This is a genomic window from Ruegeria sp. BG5 (assembly GCF_056538425.1).
In genome coordinates this window covers 718,695-735,337 of record NZ_JBQFTC010000001.1, presented here as the reverse complement: position 1 = coordinate 735,337, position 16,643 = coordinate 718,695, and the positions used below count along the sequence as shown (strand labels likewise).

13 protein-coding genes and 1 pseudogene are annotated in these 16,643 nt (G+C 57.6%); 7 read left to right on the top strand and 7 right to left on the bottom strand.

The window, feature by feature from the left end; genetic code table 11:
* Positions 1–53 precede the first annotated feature (53 nt).
* Positions 54–1,298 (bottom strand): ABC transporter substrate-binding protein, encoded by a 1,245-nt coding sequence (locus tag ACR0KX_RS03415; RefSeq protein WP_480707853.1) that lies wholly within the window; start codon positions 1,296–1,298, stop codon positions 54–56.
* Between the two features lie 219 nt (positions 1,299–1,517).
* Between ACR0KX_RS03415 and ACR0KX_RS03410 the strand changes: the two genes are divergently transcribed.
* The 3 genes from ACR0KX_RS03410 (at position 1,518) to ACR0KX_RS03400 (ending at position 5,076) form a co-directional block, all read left to right on the top strand.
* Entirely contained in the window at positions 1,518–2,255 is a 738-nt protein-coding gene (locus ACR0KX_RS03410) for a response regulator transcription factor (protein WP_170630660.1), read from the top strand.
* Positions 2,252–3,703 (top strand): sensor histidine kinase, encoded by a 1,452-nt coding sequence (locus ACR0KX_RS03405; RefSeq protein WP_480707851.1) that lies wholly within the window; start codon positions 2,252–2,254, stop codon positions 3,701–3,703. The genes ACR0KX_RS03410 and ACR0KX_RS03405 overlap by 4 nt, the downstream gene beginning before the upstream one ends.
* A 308-nt stretch (positions 3,704–4,011) precedes the next feature.
* Entirely contained in the window at positions 4,012–5,076 is a 1,065-nt protein-coding gene (locus ACR0KX_RS03400) for a tyrosine-type recombinase/integrase (protein WP_480707850.1), read from the top strand.
* 65 nt (positions 5,077–5,141) lie between these two features.
* Here ACR0KX_RS03400 and ACR0KX_RS03395 read toward each other — a convergent pair whose 3' ends face one another.
* Positions 5,142–6,248, bottom strand: coding sequence for a ParB N-terminal domain-containing protein (locus ACR0KX_RS03395; protein WP_480707849.1), 1,107 nt, complete (start codon positions 6,246–6,248; stop codon positions 5,142–5,144).
* Positions 6,245–7,552 carry an AAA family ATPase gene (locus ACR0KX_RS03390; RefSeq protein ID WP_170622505.1) on the bottom strand — a complete coding sequence of 436 codons (1,308 nt, stop codon included), beginning with the start codon at positions 7,550–7,552 and terminating at the stop codon, positions 6,245–6,247. The genes ACR0KX_RS03395 and ACR0KX_RS03390 overlap by 4 nt, the downstream gene beginning before the upstream one ends.
* 468 nt (positions 7,553–8,020) lie before the next feature.
* Between ACR0KX_RS03390 and ACR0KX_RS03385 the strand changes: the two genes are divergently transcribed.
* Complete coding sequence (locus ACR0KX_RS03385) at positions 8,021–8,704, top strand: DnaA N-terminal domain-containing protein (RefSeq protein WP_170622504.1); 684 nt, start codon at positions 8,021–8,023, stop codon at positions 8,702–8,704.
* Positions 8,705–8,847: 143 nt separating this feature from the next.
* On the opposite strand, the pseudogene ACR0KX_RS03380 reads toward ACR0KX_RS03385, so the two are convergent.
* Positions 8,848–9,270: pseudogene (locus ACR0KX_RS03380) on the bottom strand (IS6 family transposase); the annotation flags it as partial.
* A 519-nt stretch (positions 9,271–9,789) separates the two neighbouring features.
* On the opposite strand from ACR0KX_RS03380, the gene ACR0KX_RS03375 reads away from it, so the two are divergent.
* Entirely contained in the window at positions 9,790–11,793 is a 2,004-nt protein-coding gene (locus ACR0KX_RS03375; protein ID WP_170622502.1) for a DEAD/DEAH box helicase, read from the top strand.
* A 102-nt stretch (positions 11,794–11,895) separates the two neighbouring features.
* Here the strand turns inward: ACR0KX_RS03375 and ACR0KX_RS03370 are convergent, their stop codons facing one another.
* The 3 genes from ACR0KX_RS03370 to ACR0KX_RS03360 form a co-directional block, all read right to left on the bottom strand.
* A complete protein-coding gene (locus tag ACR0KX_RS03370) occupies positions 11,896–12,918 on the bottom strand; it encodes a hypothetical protein (protein WP_170630673.1) in 1,023 nt (340 codons plus the stop codon).
* A 181-nt stretch (positions 12,919–13,099) separates the two neighbouring features.
* Entirely contained in the window at positions 13,100–14,281 is a 1,182-nt protein-coding gene (locus ACR0KX_RS03365; RefSeq protein WP_170622500.1) for an adenylate/guanylate cyclase domain-containing protein, read from the bottom strand.
* A gap of 404 nt (positions 14,282–14,685) precedes the next feature.
* A complete protein-coding gene (locus tag ACR0KX_RS03360) occupies positions 14,686–15,078 on the bottom strand; it encodes a hypothetical protein (protein ID WP_170622499.1) in 393 nt (130 codons plus the stop codon).
* A gap of 98 nt (positions 15,079–15,176) precedes the next feature.
* On the opposite strand from ACR0KX_RS03360, the gene ehuD reads away from it, so the two are divergent.
* On the top strand, positions 15,177–15,809 hold the full coding sequence (gene ehuD / locus ACR0KX_RS03355; RefSeq protein ID WP_480707848.1) for an ectoine/hydroxyectoine ABC transporter permease subunit EhuD: 633 nt from the start codon (positions 15,177–15,179) through the stop codon (positions 15,807–15,809).
* Complete coding sequence (gene ehuA, locus ACR0KX_RS03350; RefSeq protein ID WP_480584291.1) at positions 15,810–16,628, top strand: ectoine/hydroxyectoine ABC transporter ATP-binding protein EhuA; 819 nt, start codon at positions 15,810–15,812, stop codon at positions 16,626–16,628.
* The last annotated feature ends 15 nt before the right edge of the window (positions 16,629–16,643 follow it).

Here is a 16,643-nt window from a genome sequence, read left to right as displayed (position 1 = left end):
GCCTCCGGGGAAAGATGCTCTGCCCCTCACTAAAGGGGGCAGAGCGTGTTGGATCAGTAGCTGTTTGCCACTGCGGTCGCCAGTTGCTGAACTGCGTCAGCCGACGACATATCCGAGTTGAAATGCGCGGTCACAACATCCGTAATCGCACCGGACTGCGACCCGCGCAGCGCCATGCCGTGGGCATAAGACGGCAGCAGCGAACCTGCGTCCGAGGTCGAGCCCATGTCTTCGGCCGACAGGCTGGCGCAGATGTCAAAATCATCCAGCGCAACGTCGGTGCGTGCAGGGATCGAGCCTTTGTTCAGGTTGAACACTTTCTGGAAGTTCGGCGCAACGATCAGCTTGGCCAGCAGGTCCTGACCGGCTTTCTTGTCATCGCCGTCCACGTCGAACATGGCAAAGCTGTCAACGTTATACAGGTAGCCGTCACCGGGGGTCGAGGCACACAGGAAATCCTCGCCGGGCTTCTTGCCCGCCGCCAGGAACTCACCCTTGGCCCAGTCGCCCATGATCTGGAACGCCGCTTCGCCGTTCATGACCATCGCGGTGGCAAGGTTCCAGTCGCGGCCCGAGAAGTTCTCGTCCACGTAACCACGCAGGGTGCGCATCTGGTCAAAGACCTGAACCATCGTGTCCGAGGTCAGCGCGTCGGGGTCCAGATCAACCAGAGCTTTCTGGAAGAACTCAGGCCCGCCAATGCCCAGAACCACGGTTTCAAACACGGTCGCGTCCTGCCACGCCTGACCACCATGGGCCAGCGGGATCACACCAGCGGCCTGCAGCTTCTCGGCAGCGGCGTTGAACTCGTCCCATGTAGTGGGCATTTCGATGCCATTGGCCGCCAGAACGTCGGCGTTGGCCCAAATCCAGTCGACGCGGTGCACGTTCACAGGTGCCGCGCACCACGTGCCCTCACACTGCATGTGACCGGCGATCGAGGCGGGCAGCACATCGGCCCAGCCTTCGGCCTCGGCGACGCTGGAAATGTCGGCCAGAACGCCCTCTTCATACCATTCCTGAATGGCGGGGCCTTTCAGCTGAACGGCGGTAGGCGCGTTACCGGCCAGAACGCGGGCACGCAGCGCGGTCATCGCCGCATCACCGCCGCCACCGGCCACCGGCATGTCGGTCCATGTACCGCCGTTCGAGGCGAACTCTTCCTGCAGAACGGCCACCGATTTGGCTTCACCACCCGATGTCCACCAATGCAGAACTTCGGCCTGCGGCTCGGCCACAACAGACGACGCGACCGCAATGGCCAGTGTCGAAACGGTGGCAAATGCAAAACGATTCATTATGTGTCTCCTCCCTGAGAACTCAGTGACTGCGAAAAGCAGCGATGGCTGCATTACTGCGACCGGATCATCATCTGGCAACGCAGAATCCGCGACGAATGCGTGCCACTGCCCAAATTTTCACCGCTTTTGTTACAGCGTGTTACGTTGACATTGAATCTGTTTCCGTTCGTTACAATGCATGATGTCGGAGGCGCAGAAATCGGGAGGAGAAACCGCGTGAGCATTCCGCGACTTTTGGTGGTGGATGACGACCCCGAGATGCGGTCGATGATGACCCAGTTCATGCATCAGAACGGGTTCATCGCCCTGCCCGCCAGTTCCGAAAGCGAAATCCGCTCGCATCTGACGTCGGGCCGGATCGACCTGATTCTGCTGGACGTGATGCTGGGGGACGAAAACGGGGTCGAAATCTGCGCCCGCCTGCGCGCCGAACAGGATGTGCCTATCATTCTGGTCTCGGCCCTGTCCGCCGATCATCAACGCATGGCTGGGTATGAGGTCGGGGCCGACGACTATATCGCCAAGCCCTTCAACCCCCAATTGCTGCTGGCCCGTGTCCGCGCCGTGATGCAGCGCGCAAGGCGCACCCCCTCGCTGGCCTATCGCCGCCGGACCAAGAGCTTTCGGTTCAACGACTGGAGCTATGACGGCAAGCGCGATGAGGTGCATTCGCCCGAGGGCTATCTGGTATCCCTGTCGCAACGGGAAACCGCGCTGCTCAAGGTTCTGCTGGCCAACCCGCATATCCCCCTGACACGGGATGAGATCGCCGCCGCGCTGGATGTCACCGGCAGCGCCGACAAGCCCGAGGCGCAGGGCCGCGCCATCGACATGCTGGTCGGGCGGCTGCGGTCCAAGATCGAGGCCAACCCGAAAGACCCGCAGATGCTACGCACTGAACGCGGGGTCGGTTATGTCTTCGCCGCCGAGGTTTCGGTGGAAGAAGACGCATGACAGCGCGCGCCCCGCGCCTGCGCAGCCTGGGCTGGATCTGGACCGGGGCGGCCTTTGCCTCGGGCCTGCTGGCGGCGGGGCTGTGGTTCGCCTCGGCCCGCGCGTGGGAGGACTTCCTGACCCGCGCCTATGTCGCGGGCTTCGCGGTCTACGAGGACCTGCGCATCGGCCAAATCCCCCCGCCAGGGATCACCATCACCCCCCTGCCCGCCCAGGCCGCAGCGCTGGCCGATGCCGGGCTCTTCGAGCAACTACCCGGCCTGTCGGACCGCAGTTTTGTCACCAACCTGTCGATCCTGACCGACAACACTGCCCCTCTGGCCGGGCGCGAGCTGACGCTGGCGGTGATGTCCGACCGGCTGGTTTATCCGGTCTCGGATATCATGTCCGGCATCGATCAAACGCCCCCCGAGAAACTGGCCAACCTGACCCGCCTGCTGGCCACCTATTGCAGCGAGCCAATTCTGATCGCGCAATTCGGGCGCAGCCCCTGGCAGCGGGTCGATGGCACCGGGGTCTGGGGTTGCAAAGCCGCCCCCGCCGACCTGCGTTTGCCCGCCATTCTGGCCGCGATAGTGGCGCTGGCGGTCATTCTGACCTCGGTCGGCAATGTCTCGGACAGCTTCACCCGTTTCGCCACCGCCCTGCACGACCGCAAACGCCGAGGCGGGCCAAACAGCTATGACGCCGACGGCCCGGCGGAACTGCGCGAGATCGTCTCGGCCGTGAACGCCCATCTGGATGACGAGCGGATGCAGTTGGAAAAGCGCGCCACGGTTCTGTCCGGCGTCAGCCATGACCTCGGCACCCCCGCCACCCGCGTTCGCCTGCGCGCCGCGCTGATCGCCGATGACGAGCTGCGCGAAAAGCTTGAGGCCGATGTGGACCAGATGACCGGCATGATCGAAAGTGTGCTGACCTACACCCGCTCGGAACTCAGCATCGAAGAGCCGCAGCAGATTTCTCTGACCGCTTTGGTCGAGTCCCTCGTGGCCGATTATCAGGACATGTACCTGCCGGTGACGCTCAGAAAAATCGCTCCGGTCAAGATCGAGGGCGCACCGTCGGTATTCATGTCGCGGCGCGGCCATGGATCTCTGCCGGAAACCCGGCGCATGCTGGTGATGGGGCGGCCTATTTCGCTGAAACGCGCCTTGACCAACCTGATCGACAACGCGCTGAAATACGGTCGCCGCGCCGAGGTGCAACTGGAAACCGACGCCACCACCGCGACGATCACGGTCGAGGACAAAGGCACCGATCTCTCGGTCTCGGATATCGAGGCGCTGATGGCCCCGTTCCGCCGCGGCTCGAACACCGGATCGTCAGACGGGTTCGGCCTGGGCCTGACCATCGCGGCAACCGTCGCCGAGCAACACGGCGGCGGCTTGAGTTTCGAAGCCGGAGATCAGGGCCTGCGCGCGCAGATTCAGATTACCCGGCAATAGGTCTTTGAATGAACGCGCCCGCCGCGACTTAGCGGAACCAGTAATCCCAGCCGTCAAGGTAATAGCCGATCAGAGCATGGGATTGCAGCGTATTGGGGGCACAGACCAGTAATTAAGGATAGCGTGACAGCCATTCTAAGGGTTTGCGACACATCCTCGGGTTTTGCTAAAATTCTAGACCTCCATCCGCTTTACAATCAAAATCAAGCCTTTTTGCGCGTTACATTGGGCGTGGTGACAGATTTCTGTCACTCCCGATAAGTACCGCTTATCATGTCTAATTGATTTTGCGAGGAAATGCGCGCAGAATGGCAGCCATGACACCGCCCGCACCGTATTTGCCTGCCGCCTCCCCTGCCCTGTCACAAGCGGACCAGGAGGCGCTGACCGATCTCTATATCCGCGGCACCCCCGCCAATACGCTCAGGGCCTATGAGCGCGACCTGCTATATGTCACAGCGTGGAAATCTGCCCGGTTCAACGCTGCATTGGACTGGCCCGAGTCTGAGGCCACAGCCCTAGCCTTCATTCTCGATCACGCCCGCGATCTTGAAGACGCACCGAATGAGGACCGCGCCCGGCAGGCAGGTGAGGCACTGATCGACCGGGGTCTGCGCAAGTCGCTTGCCTGCCCTGCCCCGTCCACTTTAGACCGGCGCATCGCGTCCTGGCTGGCGTTTCACCGGATGAAGAACCTCCCCTCCCCGTTTGACGCGCCTCAAGTGAAACAGGCCCGGGCCAAGGCGCGCCGCGCTACAGCCCGGCCCCCTGCCCCGAAATCGCAGCACCCGATCACGCGGGACGTGCTCGAGCAGTTGCTCACCACCTGTCGGGGTTCTCGGCGCGATTGCCGCGACCGCGCCATCTTGATGCTGGGTTGGGCTTCTGGTGGTAGACGGCGCTCGGAACTCACCGTTCTGATGCGCGAAGACCTCTCGTTAAAGGAGTTCGAAAAGACTGGCGTGGTCTGGATATCGCTGCTGGAAACCAAGACCACCACCAAGGACGAGACCCCACGGCTGCTGCTGAAAGGCCGCGCAGCCCAGGCACTGGTGCATTGGATTGAGGTTGGCGGGATCGAGGATGGTCCATTGTTCCGCCCCATCTCCAAGGCTGACCGGGTGCTGAAACGCCGCCTCAGCCCGGATGCCATTGCGCAGATCGTCAAACATCGACTGGCACGGGCCGGGCTGCCTGAGGACTTCGCCTCGCCGCACGGGTTGCGCTCGGGGTTCCTGACCCAGGCCGCACTCGACGGCGCCCCGATCCAGGCCGCCATGCGCCTGTCGCTGCACCGCTCCCTCGCACAGGCGCAGAAATACTATGACGATGTCGATATCACAGAAAATCCGGCGGCGGATTTGTTGGGGTAGGAACAAAAAAGAAAACACCGGGCTATGGACCCGGCGCTTCGCCTTACCAATTACATGTATCAATCTTACCCATGGGTAAGACTGTCATCCTCCTGCAAATCGTCAATCAGAGTGGCAATGGCCTGTTCCAACTTGGCTCTATCCACACGGGTAAAGTCGAGATCATAGCGCAACTCAATCCTACCACTGGATGCCGAACACTTGGCCACCCCTGCCCTACCCGACACCTGAAATGTGGTTTTCGCACGGCGCGTTTTACCGCTCCCGGATGCTATAGGTTTTTTCAGCGCGCTGGTCTTCGGTTCCACAAATTCTCGAAGAATGGATACTTCTCGCGGGCCATCGCGATCAGGTTCGCTCATCACCGCCGTGCTGACTTGCCGGATCAATCCCGGATTGGCATCGAGTTTGCGTTTCAGTTCGACCCCCAGATTACGGGGAATTTCATTGGGGTGAATGAGCACCTTGTCCAGCATCATCAGCAAACTGGCGAAAGATCTAATGTAGCTCCGCTTGGTATAGCTGGCGGACTTGAACAGAATCGCCACGGCTTTGTCCACGTCTGGGCAATCATTCGCCGGGTCGTCTGCGAAGGCCCGCGCCAGCGCACCCATTTCTGCAAAGGAGATATCCTTGCGGATCAGGTTCTCATCAACCATCCGACGGTAGCTGTCATTCAGATCGGTCGCATCGGAAATGCCCGCCGGGATTTTCGCATAAGTCTCGTCGCCGGTTTCCTCATGCAAAGCCCGATACGCGGACAGGCGGCGCATCCCCTGGATCAGGTCGAACCGACCGTCCGACCGGCGTTCGAGACGAATGGGATTCGACAGACCGATATCCCGGATCGAGTCTTTCAGTTCCTCCAGTTCGGGGTCGACACCGCTCTTGCGGTCGCGGGTCAGTTTTTCGGTTACGACATCCGCCAAGGCCACATGCTCGGTCACCAAACCTTCGGACCGCAAGCGAACCAGTTCATGCGCCAGACGGTCATTCTCGGCGCGGATGGAATCCTCGGTCGATTGCTGATTGCGCAGCGCATCGGCGTTTTCCGAGATCGCCGTCGCCATCGGCCCGCGTCTTTTTTCCAGCACCTTGTCCGGAACCTTGCCAACCGGGATGTCATCCATGGCCGGCATGTCGATGTCGAACATTCTGCGTTTACGGCTCATGCGTCATCCTCCAGCTTATCCCAGGCCGACAGCATCACGCCCCGGAATTCTTCATACACATTGTCAAAGGTCGAGCGCGCACGGCGCCAAGTCTCGCGCGTCATCTCGCGGTAGTCCATCTCGTAGACCGAACTGAGGAAGCGGCCAGATTGTTCGACAGCGCGTGTCATCTCGACCGGGTGTTCCGCCACATGTTCGCCGAACACCTTCTTGAACGCGTCGAACATGGCCAGGTGCAGCGCATTGCCCGGCTCGTACCGGGTCAACAGAAAGCGCAGTTCGCAGAACGTTTTCGGCAGACCAATCTTACCCGTGGGTAAGGTCTTATCGAAACCATAAGCCAGATCTTCCAGCGCCTCGGCCAGCTGGCCGATGAAGGACGTCGTCGAGTCATATTCCCAATAGCCCGGGCCGGAGGGAACGTAGAGCATATCCGCGGCGAACACCGCGTTCATAGATTGGTAGCCGATCGCAGGCGGGCAATCGAATAAGATCAAGTCATAGGCATCGTCAGGGATCTGATCCAGATAGCGCGACACCGCGGCAAAGAACGACCACTCGGGGTTTAGATGCCGATACTGCGCCGAGGCAAATTCCACGAAGGCGGCGTTAGCGCAGGAGGGCACGACATCAATGGTCGACCACGAGCTCTGCTTGATGAAGTCCGAGATGCGCAGATCGCCGAGACCCATATCGGTGATTGATGGCGGCAACTCGCGATGGGGCAGGGCGGTCCCTGATTCGGCAGCAGCGGGGCGGTTGTTCATCCTCTCGGTCTCGCGGATCAGATCGCGGGCCATGATACCCCAAACAGTGAAATCCTCAGCCACGTCAGTCAGACCCATGGAATGGCTCAGCGTTGCCTGCGGGTCGAAATCCACCACCAGCACACGGTAGCCATCCAGCGCGGCGGCGTGGGCCAAATGCAGGGCAACAGTGGACTTGCCGGCGCCGCCTTTGAAGTTGGCCACGGCTGCTCGGATGGCGCGTTTGCCGGCGGGGCGAGGCGGCATGAGGGACTTGCGGTTCACCTTGAGCCGGCGGCGCAGCTCATTCACCTCTTCCAGGCTGAACCAGCGCTGGCGGCCATCAGGCTCAACCTCGCCTCCGGGCAGCGAGGGGTCGGCGGCCAGCTTACCGCGAAAGGTGGATTGGTTGACGCGAAAGATCAGTTCGGACACTTCCCAGCTTGAAAAGCGGCGGAGGGTCTTTTCCATCTCGGGGCTGAAGGTCTGCTGGCGAATCCAGCCCTGCAGCTTGAGGGACTGGTTGCGCAATGCATTAAGGTCTTCGTGCGTGTACATGCCTCAGGTCTCGTTCTTTGGGACGCTATTTTCTACGTTTTCTCTTTTTACGCTTAAATTGCACATTTCGCAAAAGGAAATATGATGAGTGAACAATCGTACCCACGGGTAAGAAAACAAGGGGTTCCCAGCCACCGACTGATTCGGGGGTCGTCTGCCTCCAACGCCGCCCAGCTAACGTTGCCAGCGTCAGTATTTAGGGGGACGAAATCGGTAGAACCACCCCATTTAGGGGGACATAACAAGGAAATAGGGGGACTCCCAAGCTGTCCCCCATCACCAACACTTCACCCATTTTCTTTTTGAAATTGGATTTGGATTTGGATCAAACTCCCGCTCAAATCAGACTCCGCTTGACAGAATCGTCGGTTTGGACGCTAATCAGGCCAATACGACGAAAAGCGTTGGAAAACGACGCGATTTAGGCGGTGCCATCCGTCCGAGGCAGATAGAACGGTGAGAATAGGGATGCAGGTTGCAAAACCGGTCGGGCGAAATGCGCCCGCTATTAAATATGACATTCTCTCGGCGTTGACCGTGCACGCCCTATCCGGCGACAAGCACCGCCAGCGCAGCATTCTCCGCGTTATCGCTCTGATTACCACCCGCTATAACTGGCGCAGCAATGAGCTGTCGATTGGCAGGGAAGAGATCGCCCGGCTCTGGTCGGTGAACGAACGGACCGTAAAACGCGAAATGGCCAAGCTGAAAACAATGGGCTGGATCACCGTCAAACGTCCGGCGGCCCGTGGTCGCGTTGCAGTTTATGAGTTTGATCTGAAGCAGGTGATGGTGGACACCTCCGAGGTCTGGCCCACAATCGGCCCCGATTTCCAGGCGCGGATGACCGAAGAGCCGAAGGGTGACACCAATATCGTGCCATTCAAGGTGAAGCCACCTGCACCCGATTCGAGCGGCGCGGATGTCTGGACGCAGGTTCAGACCATTTTGCACGGGCGCGATCCCGAGCTTTGGTCCAGCTGGTTCCAGCATCTGACCGAGGCCGACAGGGCAGGGGGCGTGGTGACTCTGATGGCACCGTCTCGGTTTATGGCCGACTACATAGCACAGAAGTGGTCCGGGCGTCTGCTCTCTGCCTACGGCCGCGTTGACCCAGAGGTGCGTAGCCTGCGCTTCGAGGCAGCAGAATAGCACCGCCCAAGCGGCACATTTGGCTTTAAAATGTATGTGAAGGGCCACCCTATCAAACATGGATGTGTCGAAAATTTTTGGAGCGGCCAGTGCCAGCGACTTACTGGACACACCTATCCTGCGATCTTGGCAAATAGCCGAATGCCGGCCGCTTTGGCTCCACTTTCGTCAATGACGATCTTGTCTGGAATTCCATTAGAAGACAGAGCTTTGGCAAAGAACCTGACTGCCGTTGGACGGTTCCTCTGCCCAGGCAACATGATATCAAGGGCCGTTCCAGCTTTGTCGACGGCCCAATAAAGGTACATCCATTTGCCGCGAACACGAACATAGATCCCGCCCATGCGCCAGGAACTCGGTTTTGGTCGCTTCTTCGATTGCGCGCGCCCCGCGATTATTGGTGAATACTTAACAACTCACCTGTTGAGGGTGGTGTGGTCCACCTGCACGCCGCGTTCAGCCATGATCTCTTAGAAGTCACGATAGGACACCGTGTACCGCAGATAGAAGTACGCAGCGCACAAAATTGCATCCTTGGGGAAATGACAGCCTTTCAACGAAATCATGCCGAAACCGGTTGAAAGGCTATTCGACGGGAACAAACGTCAGATCACGCATGTTCGCCAATTGGGTCTCATAGTTTGCGACAAATCCCGGTAGCCGTCGGCGATGTTTTGGCCTCATGTTGTTTCATATGTAATGTTCAAAAGTATAAAATTATGCACATAATAAAAGCACGGAGTCTGTGACATGGAATCGTGCAGCGAGTTACCCAAGAGGCCATGAATGCATACAAGAGGCATTGTCGCGGGCTTCCTGCACGTGGGAAGTCGAGCCGAGTTGCCCGAAGTTCAGCCGACTGGCCCCACACCATGTTTGAATGAAGGCGGGCATTGGCTGGCCCTATGCATCCAAATACGTGACGGCAGGGCTGAACCGCATTTACGCTTTTCAGAGGTTTTGCCCCGGTTCTTATCTATACAATGGGAATAACACCGGTTAATGGGCGGTCTTTACCCTTGGATGATGCGCTGATTGCAATAACGCGCAGCCACATCACCTGGCCGATACAAAGAACCACCACCGTGAAACAAACCATTGCAGATGCGCTTGCGCGCAAGGGCTATGATACTCTGACCCAGGTCCAGCAGGCTGTGACCCGGCCCGAGCTGGAAGGGCGCGATATGCTGGTATCGGCTCAAACCGGATCGGGTAAAACCATCGGTTTTGGTCTGGCGATTGCGCATAAGGTACTTGGCGAAGGTGAAAAACTTGGGGCATCAGGTGCCCCGCTGGCTTTGGTTGTCGCACCGACAAGGGAACTGGCGTTGCAGGTCAAGCGTGAACTGGGCTGGCTCTACGCCGATGCGGGTGCCTATCTGGCCTCATGCGTGGGCGGTATGGATATCCGGGACGAGCGGCGCGCACTGGCGCGGGGTGCGCATATCGTTGTTGCCACTCCAGGGCGGTTGCGCGACCATATCATGCGGGGCTCGATTGACCTGACAGCCATCCGTGCAGTGGTGCTGGATGAAGCCGACGAAATGCTGGATCTGGGCTTCCGTGAGGATCTGGAATTCATTCTGGATGAAACACCCGAAAACCGTCAGACCCTGCTGTTTTCCGCCACTGTGCCGCGCGCGATTGCCAATCTTGCGACGCGGTATCAGCGCGATGCGGAACGCGTAAGCACCGTCAGCGAACAGACCCAGCATGCGGATATCGAGTATCGCGCCATGATGGTGGCCCCGCGCGACGGGGAAAACGCGATCATCAATGTGCTGCGTTACTATGAGGCACCAAATGCCATCGTTTTCTGCAACACCCGCGCGATGGTGTCCCGCCTGACCGCGCGTCTTTCGAACCGGGGGCTTTCCGTCGTCGCGCTCTCGGGCGAATTGACCCAGAGCGAGCGGTCGAATGCCTTGCAGGCCATGCGCGACGGGCGCGCGCGGGTTTGTGTTGCAACGGATGTGGCGGCTCGGGGCATCGACCTGCCGAACCTTGATCTGGTGGTCCATGCCGAATTGCCAAACAGCCACGAAACCCTGTTGCACCGTTCTGGCCGGACGGGCCGCGCCGGACGCAAGGGTGTCAGCGCGCTGGTCGTTGAACCTTCGTCGCGGAAAAAGGCGGAACGCATTCTGAAATTCGCAAAACTGACGGCGGATTGGGGAACGGCCCCGTCCGCCGACGAGGTGAACGAACGCGATCAGGCCCGGATGCTTGCCTCAGATGACTGGCTGGCAGAGATCACGGAAAGCGAACGTCCTTCGGTTCGGAAACTGGTTGAGGGGTTCACGCCCGAGCAGATCGCGGCGGCCTATCTGCGTCAGTACAAGCTGCGCCATTCCGCACCGGAAGAGCTGGCGGCGGTCGATCAACCCGCTCCGAAACCACGCGCGGCGTTTGGCCCAAGCGTTTGGTTTTCGCTGTCCGAGGGGCGCAATCAGAATGCCTCGCCGCGTCATATGTTGCCAATGATCTGCAAGGCCGGGGATCTGACCAAAGACGATATCGGGGCCATTCGGATTGCAGATGACGTGACCTATGTCGAAATCCGCGAGACCAGTGTCGCAGGTTTTCTGGCGGCCATTGGGCCCGATATGAAGATCGAAAAGACCAAAGACCTCGTGCGTCTGGATCAAGCCCCGGACTTATCAGCAACCGGTCGGGCCGGACCCAATCGCAAGCACAAGGGCAAACCGTTTGGGCCGAAAAAGGGCCCCGATCAGGTAAAACGGGATCAGGCCACAGCCCCGCATCGTCGCAAACCCGATCCCGAGGGTCGTGAGCCTTTCAAATCAAAGAAGCGACGCCCGGAACCTGAGCATTCTGACAGAAACGAACGCCGCGACGCTCGGACAGGCGACGGGGATGGTCTGTTCAAGGCGGCGGGGGCAAAACCAAAAAGCCGCAAAGCCCGTGGCGCTGCACCCAAAGGCGGCGATACGCAATCGACCCGGGGCGCCTCAAAAGGCCCACCGCCGCCAAAGGGGAAGCCAAACAGCAAAAAGAACCTCGCACGTGCTGCCGCGGCCAAGGCCGGAAAAGGCGGCGATGCGGTTCCGAAACGGCGAAAGACCTAATTTGCTTCGGGTACTACGTGACTCACTCTGAGACGCGAATGTCCTAAGAACGCCGCAGGCGTGGCAGGGGAAGCAAGCGACACTCACGATATTTGATTGGCCCTAACTGCCGGGGCCAAGAGAACAGGTCAGGTTGCCACCATACCACCCGGCAAACACGCCGCGCGAACGTTGACCTTTGAGTTTTCTTTTCAAAAGCAATCCTGCTTGGGTGTTGGGATAGTTACGAAGATAAGCCTCCGCCCAAGCGAGGTTGTGGTACCTATCGCTTCGCGTAGTCCAGAAAAAGGTATCTTGGGGACCGCTTAAGCCAACTGGGTTATTCGGCGCTGCGGATGACTGAACAAGCCATACCAATGCTCCATGGATATCTGTCTGACGGCTCTTATGTCGAAAGCCTTTTCCACCGCCACGCCGCGATGCATCCATCGCAATCACGAGGTACCCGTACGTGATGAACGTGTAATGTAGTTGCCGTTTGGCCGGACGTTTGTTGCGAGCTTGGTCAAATGTACCGGCCAAAGGGGCGTTAGGGCGCATTTGCCGCGCCAGATATGCTAGATCTCTTTCACCTTTTTTGAACGCCTTTCGATTACCTGTTTCTGCACCCCACGCCAAAAGTCCAGCCGCACGGGCGGCATGGCCTTCTTTACCGTACATCTGCTCGAAACCGCCTACTGAGCCTGCCCTTGCCGCAAGTCGATCTCCCCAATCCGCAATTGCGACAACTCTCGGGTCATTTTTTCCCAGAATTGCGCTTAGTGAACTGTGCACCATCGACAAGTTGAGCAGAATGTTCGCTTGCCACCAGGCTGCGTCTATCTTCACGCCATCGTACAAACCTTGCTTTTCGAATGATCTGGCCTGAGCGGCTGCCGCAAGCTGATCGGCGATCTGGTTGGCGTCCGCCTTGGAACCGGTACGGAGTAGATGGGAATTTGCTGCGCCGAGTTCATTCATGAAAACAGCGGGAGGTCGGTCTTTGCCGGATGCCGTTTTGAAGGGTTGAGTGATTGGTGCGGTTGTGAATTTGGAAGGTTTACGTTCTGGGCACCAGGCATTTCTGTAGGAACTATTCGCGGAGAAGAATTCCAGTCTTTTTTGGGCGTTTGCGAAATCGGCCATCACGGGTTTTGCGCCAAAAAAACAAACACAACATATTAAAAATAAAGCGAAAAAAGACCGCATATCACCTATACTCCACTAGAATACTTTTCACTGATGCTAGTGAGGTGTTTTGGATTCAGTCAAGCACCACGCTTGAATTATGAAACTTCCGCAAAACTGTGACTGGCGCATTTCGGAGTTAGGGTTTGGGAACCTCAACTATGAACGAACGCTTCCATATTGTTGTGTCGTTCCAAAGAGGGCTGGTTTTGGGAACATTGGGGCCTTGAAAATTTCCGAAATCCTGGTTGCCGCTGCTGTTGTCGGGACTACCCCGCTTCCAATTGGAGAAATTCATGGGCTCATTATTTGCCCATCCCCAGCCACCATCAGGCTCTGCGCCTTCGGGGTCCTGCACCAAGCCAATTAATGGTCCCAGAGCGAGGTTTCCCTCAAACGCCCAGTGCCCCTCATCTTCCAGCGTCAGTTGATACACAAAGTCGTTTTCTTCTTCGTCAGTGATGGTAACGAGGTGTCCACCCAAGGCTTCGGAAACCTTTTCAAGACTCTCAAATTCTGCGCCCCACGTTCTGATTACGTAGTAAGTCGAATTCTCGTATTCGCCGACGGTTACCAAATCAAAAAATTCGAGCAACTCTTCGGGAGATGGATCTAAGGTCAGAAAATCCTCGAGGTATTCAGGGTCAAAACTTTTGGCTTCGTCGGATTTGTTTGACAGAAGGGCAAAGGCTGAGAAGCCAATAGATACTAAGACAACCGCGAACAAGAGGGGCAAGAAGTACTGCCCACGAACCCATGCCTGAAGTCTACGCGCGGCCTTCTCGTAGGTTGGCAAGGTGGCCTCACCTACCTTGTACACCTTTAGCGGTTGATCAAGGTTTTTGACAAAATGCTCGCCGATCTTTGTGAACCGATAGTCCAGGCTTCCTTTGACTTGCTCAATAACGTTTTCAGCCAAGCAGACGCCGCCAGGTTCCGAAATCGTCTCAAGCCTGGATGCTACATTCACTCCGTGACCCAACAAATCACCGTTGGGTTGCTGAACTACCTCACCAATATTGATACCGATCCGGTACCTCATGCGGTCGCTTGTTCTATGCTGAGCGTTGTTGGCATTGTGTTGTTCTTGAATAGAAATAGCGGCTTCCACCGCGCCGGTGGGATTGTCAAAACACGCCAGAACACTATCGCCAGCCGTGTTCGCAATCCTGCCTCCGTAAGACTCGATAATCGGATCCATAATCGAGCGAAGCTCTGCAAGGCGATGGAGGGTGGCTTCTTCATCCTCAGAAACGAGTTTTGTGAATCCGGCGACATCTGCCGCCAATATTGTCAATAATCGCCTTGAATTCTTGTGCACGCTAAACTCGCAATAAATACATTCATTGGTTTCGAATTAGGTCGTTTCCGAAAAGTATGCTGGCAGATTTCCGATGCTGTATCAACAAAAGGTAACGGCGCGCGGTACCAGGTTTTAGTTTGGGTGAGAGGAGTTCACCTGTCGGAAAAATGAACCTTGCACAAGGTAAACCCCCTCTGAGCTTTGACAGCGCTGTTCATGGAAAGAATGATACACCTCCGGCAATTTTTTGCCGAGACAGATAGGGGGTTTTGGTCGTCAAGCCGGAAACGTCAGTTTGGACCCGCCGCAGGTGAATTCGACGGATACAAGATTTTACCTTTGCTTAGATGTCCGTACAGCTGGTTTGGCCACTGTTTCCGGAAGCAAGAGATCGCATGAGGTCAATGTGCTTCCGGCGTTCCCTAGTCATCCGTAAGTTCCGCCTTCAGCAACCTGAGCTCTTTGATTTTCTTGAATACTTCTGCCGGGACCGGCTCGTCTGGCTTTGTCTGCAGCATATCCAGTTTCAAGTTCTGAAAATGTGCTTTCACCTTACGATAGCCCGAGGCTTTCTGCGCAAGCCCAAAGTTCTTCTCGATGGTTCCGAAAATCGTTGTACACAAGGCCAATGCCGCCGTCAGGATGTTGTTGTCTATTTTGACGGCGGACAGGAACGTGGCCAACGCACCGGCCACTATGACCACCAGCAGAAGTACTGTAGAGAGCAGCCAATAGATCTTCTGCTGCTTTTTAGAAGCCCTTATTTCGCTGTCTATCGCATCTAGTACCGACGTACGAACTGAAGTGTCTTCCATTTCCAACTATCCCCGTACAAGAGCCTGAAGCCAGACTGTCGATGGTGTGACAACCATGCTCAATACTCTGTCATTGTTGGTTTCAAGATCAATTTAAATTGCCGCGTTTCATCGACGCAACGGGCAAAACGCTGCTGGCTGCGGGCGGAGGATATGCCATCGCCGTGGTGCTGGGGCTTGTGTTTGCACTGGCGCAGCGCACGCCTTACCGCATCCTGACCCTGTGCGTGCGGGAATTTGTCGAGTTCATCCGCTCGACCCCGCTGCTGTTGCAGGTGTTCTTTGTTTTCCATGTGGGCCCGCAACTCGGGATCAACCTGTCGCCCTGGACATCCGGTTTGATCGCCATCGGGCTGCACTATGCGGCCTACCTGTCCGAGGTCTATCGCGGTGGCATCGAAAGCGTGCCCAAAGGCCAGTGGGAGGCCGCGACGGCCATCAATATGCCGGTCTTGCAGACCTATCGCCGCATCATCATCCCGCAGGCGCTGCCGCCTGCCGTATCGGGAATGGGCAATTATCTGGTGGGTATTTTCAAGGACACGCCGATGCTGTCCGTGATCGGCGTGGCCGAGTTGATGCATACCGCCAATGCAGTTGGTGCCCAAAGCTATCGCTACCTTGAACCCTATACCATGGTGGGGGTGAATTTCCTTTTGATCTCGCTGCCGACCGCGTTTCTGATTGCCCAGTTCGAAAAATGGGTACGCCGCAAAATGGGAATGAGATAAATGACCGAAGACATGAGCCAGTACCCCTTGCGTCTGGAGGGTGACGACATCCCCATGGTCCGGTTTCAGAACGTGCGCAAAAGCTATGGCGCGCTGACGGTGCTCGACAATCTGAATCTGGATATCGACGCGGGCGAGATGGTGACGATCATCGGGCCGTCGGGATCGGGAAAGACCACCGTTCTGCGGATGCTGATGACGCTGGAGACGATCAACGGCGGGGTCATCTATGTCGATGGGGAGCCCTTGACGCATATGGAAAAGGACGGCGTTCTGGTGCCCGCCAACCCGGCCCATATCCGACGCATCCGCAGCAAGATCGGTATGTGTTTCCAGCATTTCAACCTGTTCCCGCATATGACCGCCCTGCAAAACTGCATGGAAGGGCCGGTTCAGGTTCTGGGCCTGCCAAGGAAAGAGGCCGAGGAACGCTCGATGGAGCTGCTTCAGATGGTCGGCATGGCCGAGAAACGCGACCAGCACCCCTCGCGCCTGTCGGGTGGACAACAGCAGCGCGTCGCCATCGCCCGCGCCCTTGCGATGCGCCCCAAGGTCATGCTGTTTGACGAGGTCACATCTGCGCTGGACCCCGAGGTGATCGGCGAAGTGACCAATGTCATCCGCAAACTGGTGGATGCCCATAACCTGACCATGCTGATGGTCACGCATCAGATGGGGTTCGCCAAGGACATCTCGGACAGGGTTTGTTTCTTCTTCAACGGCGCAATCGAAGAACAGGCGACCCCCGGGGAGTTGTTCGAAAACCCACAACGGGAACGCACGCAACAATTCCTGAACGCAGTTTTGGAATCGAACTGAGCGAACACCTGACCG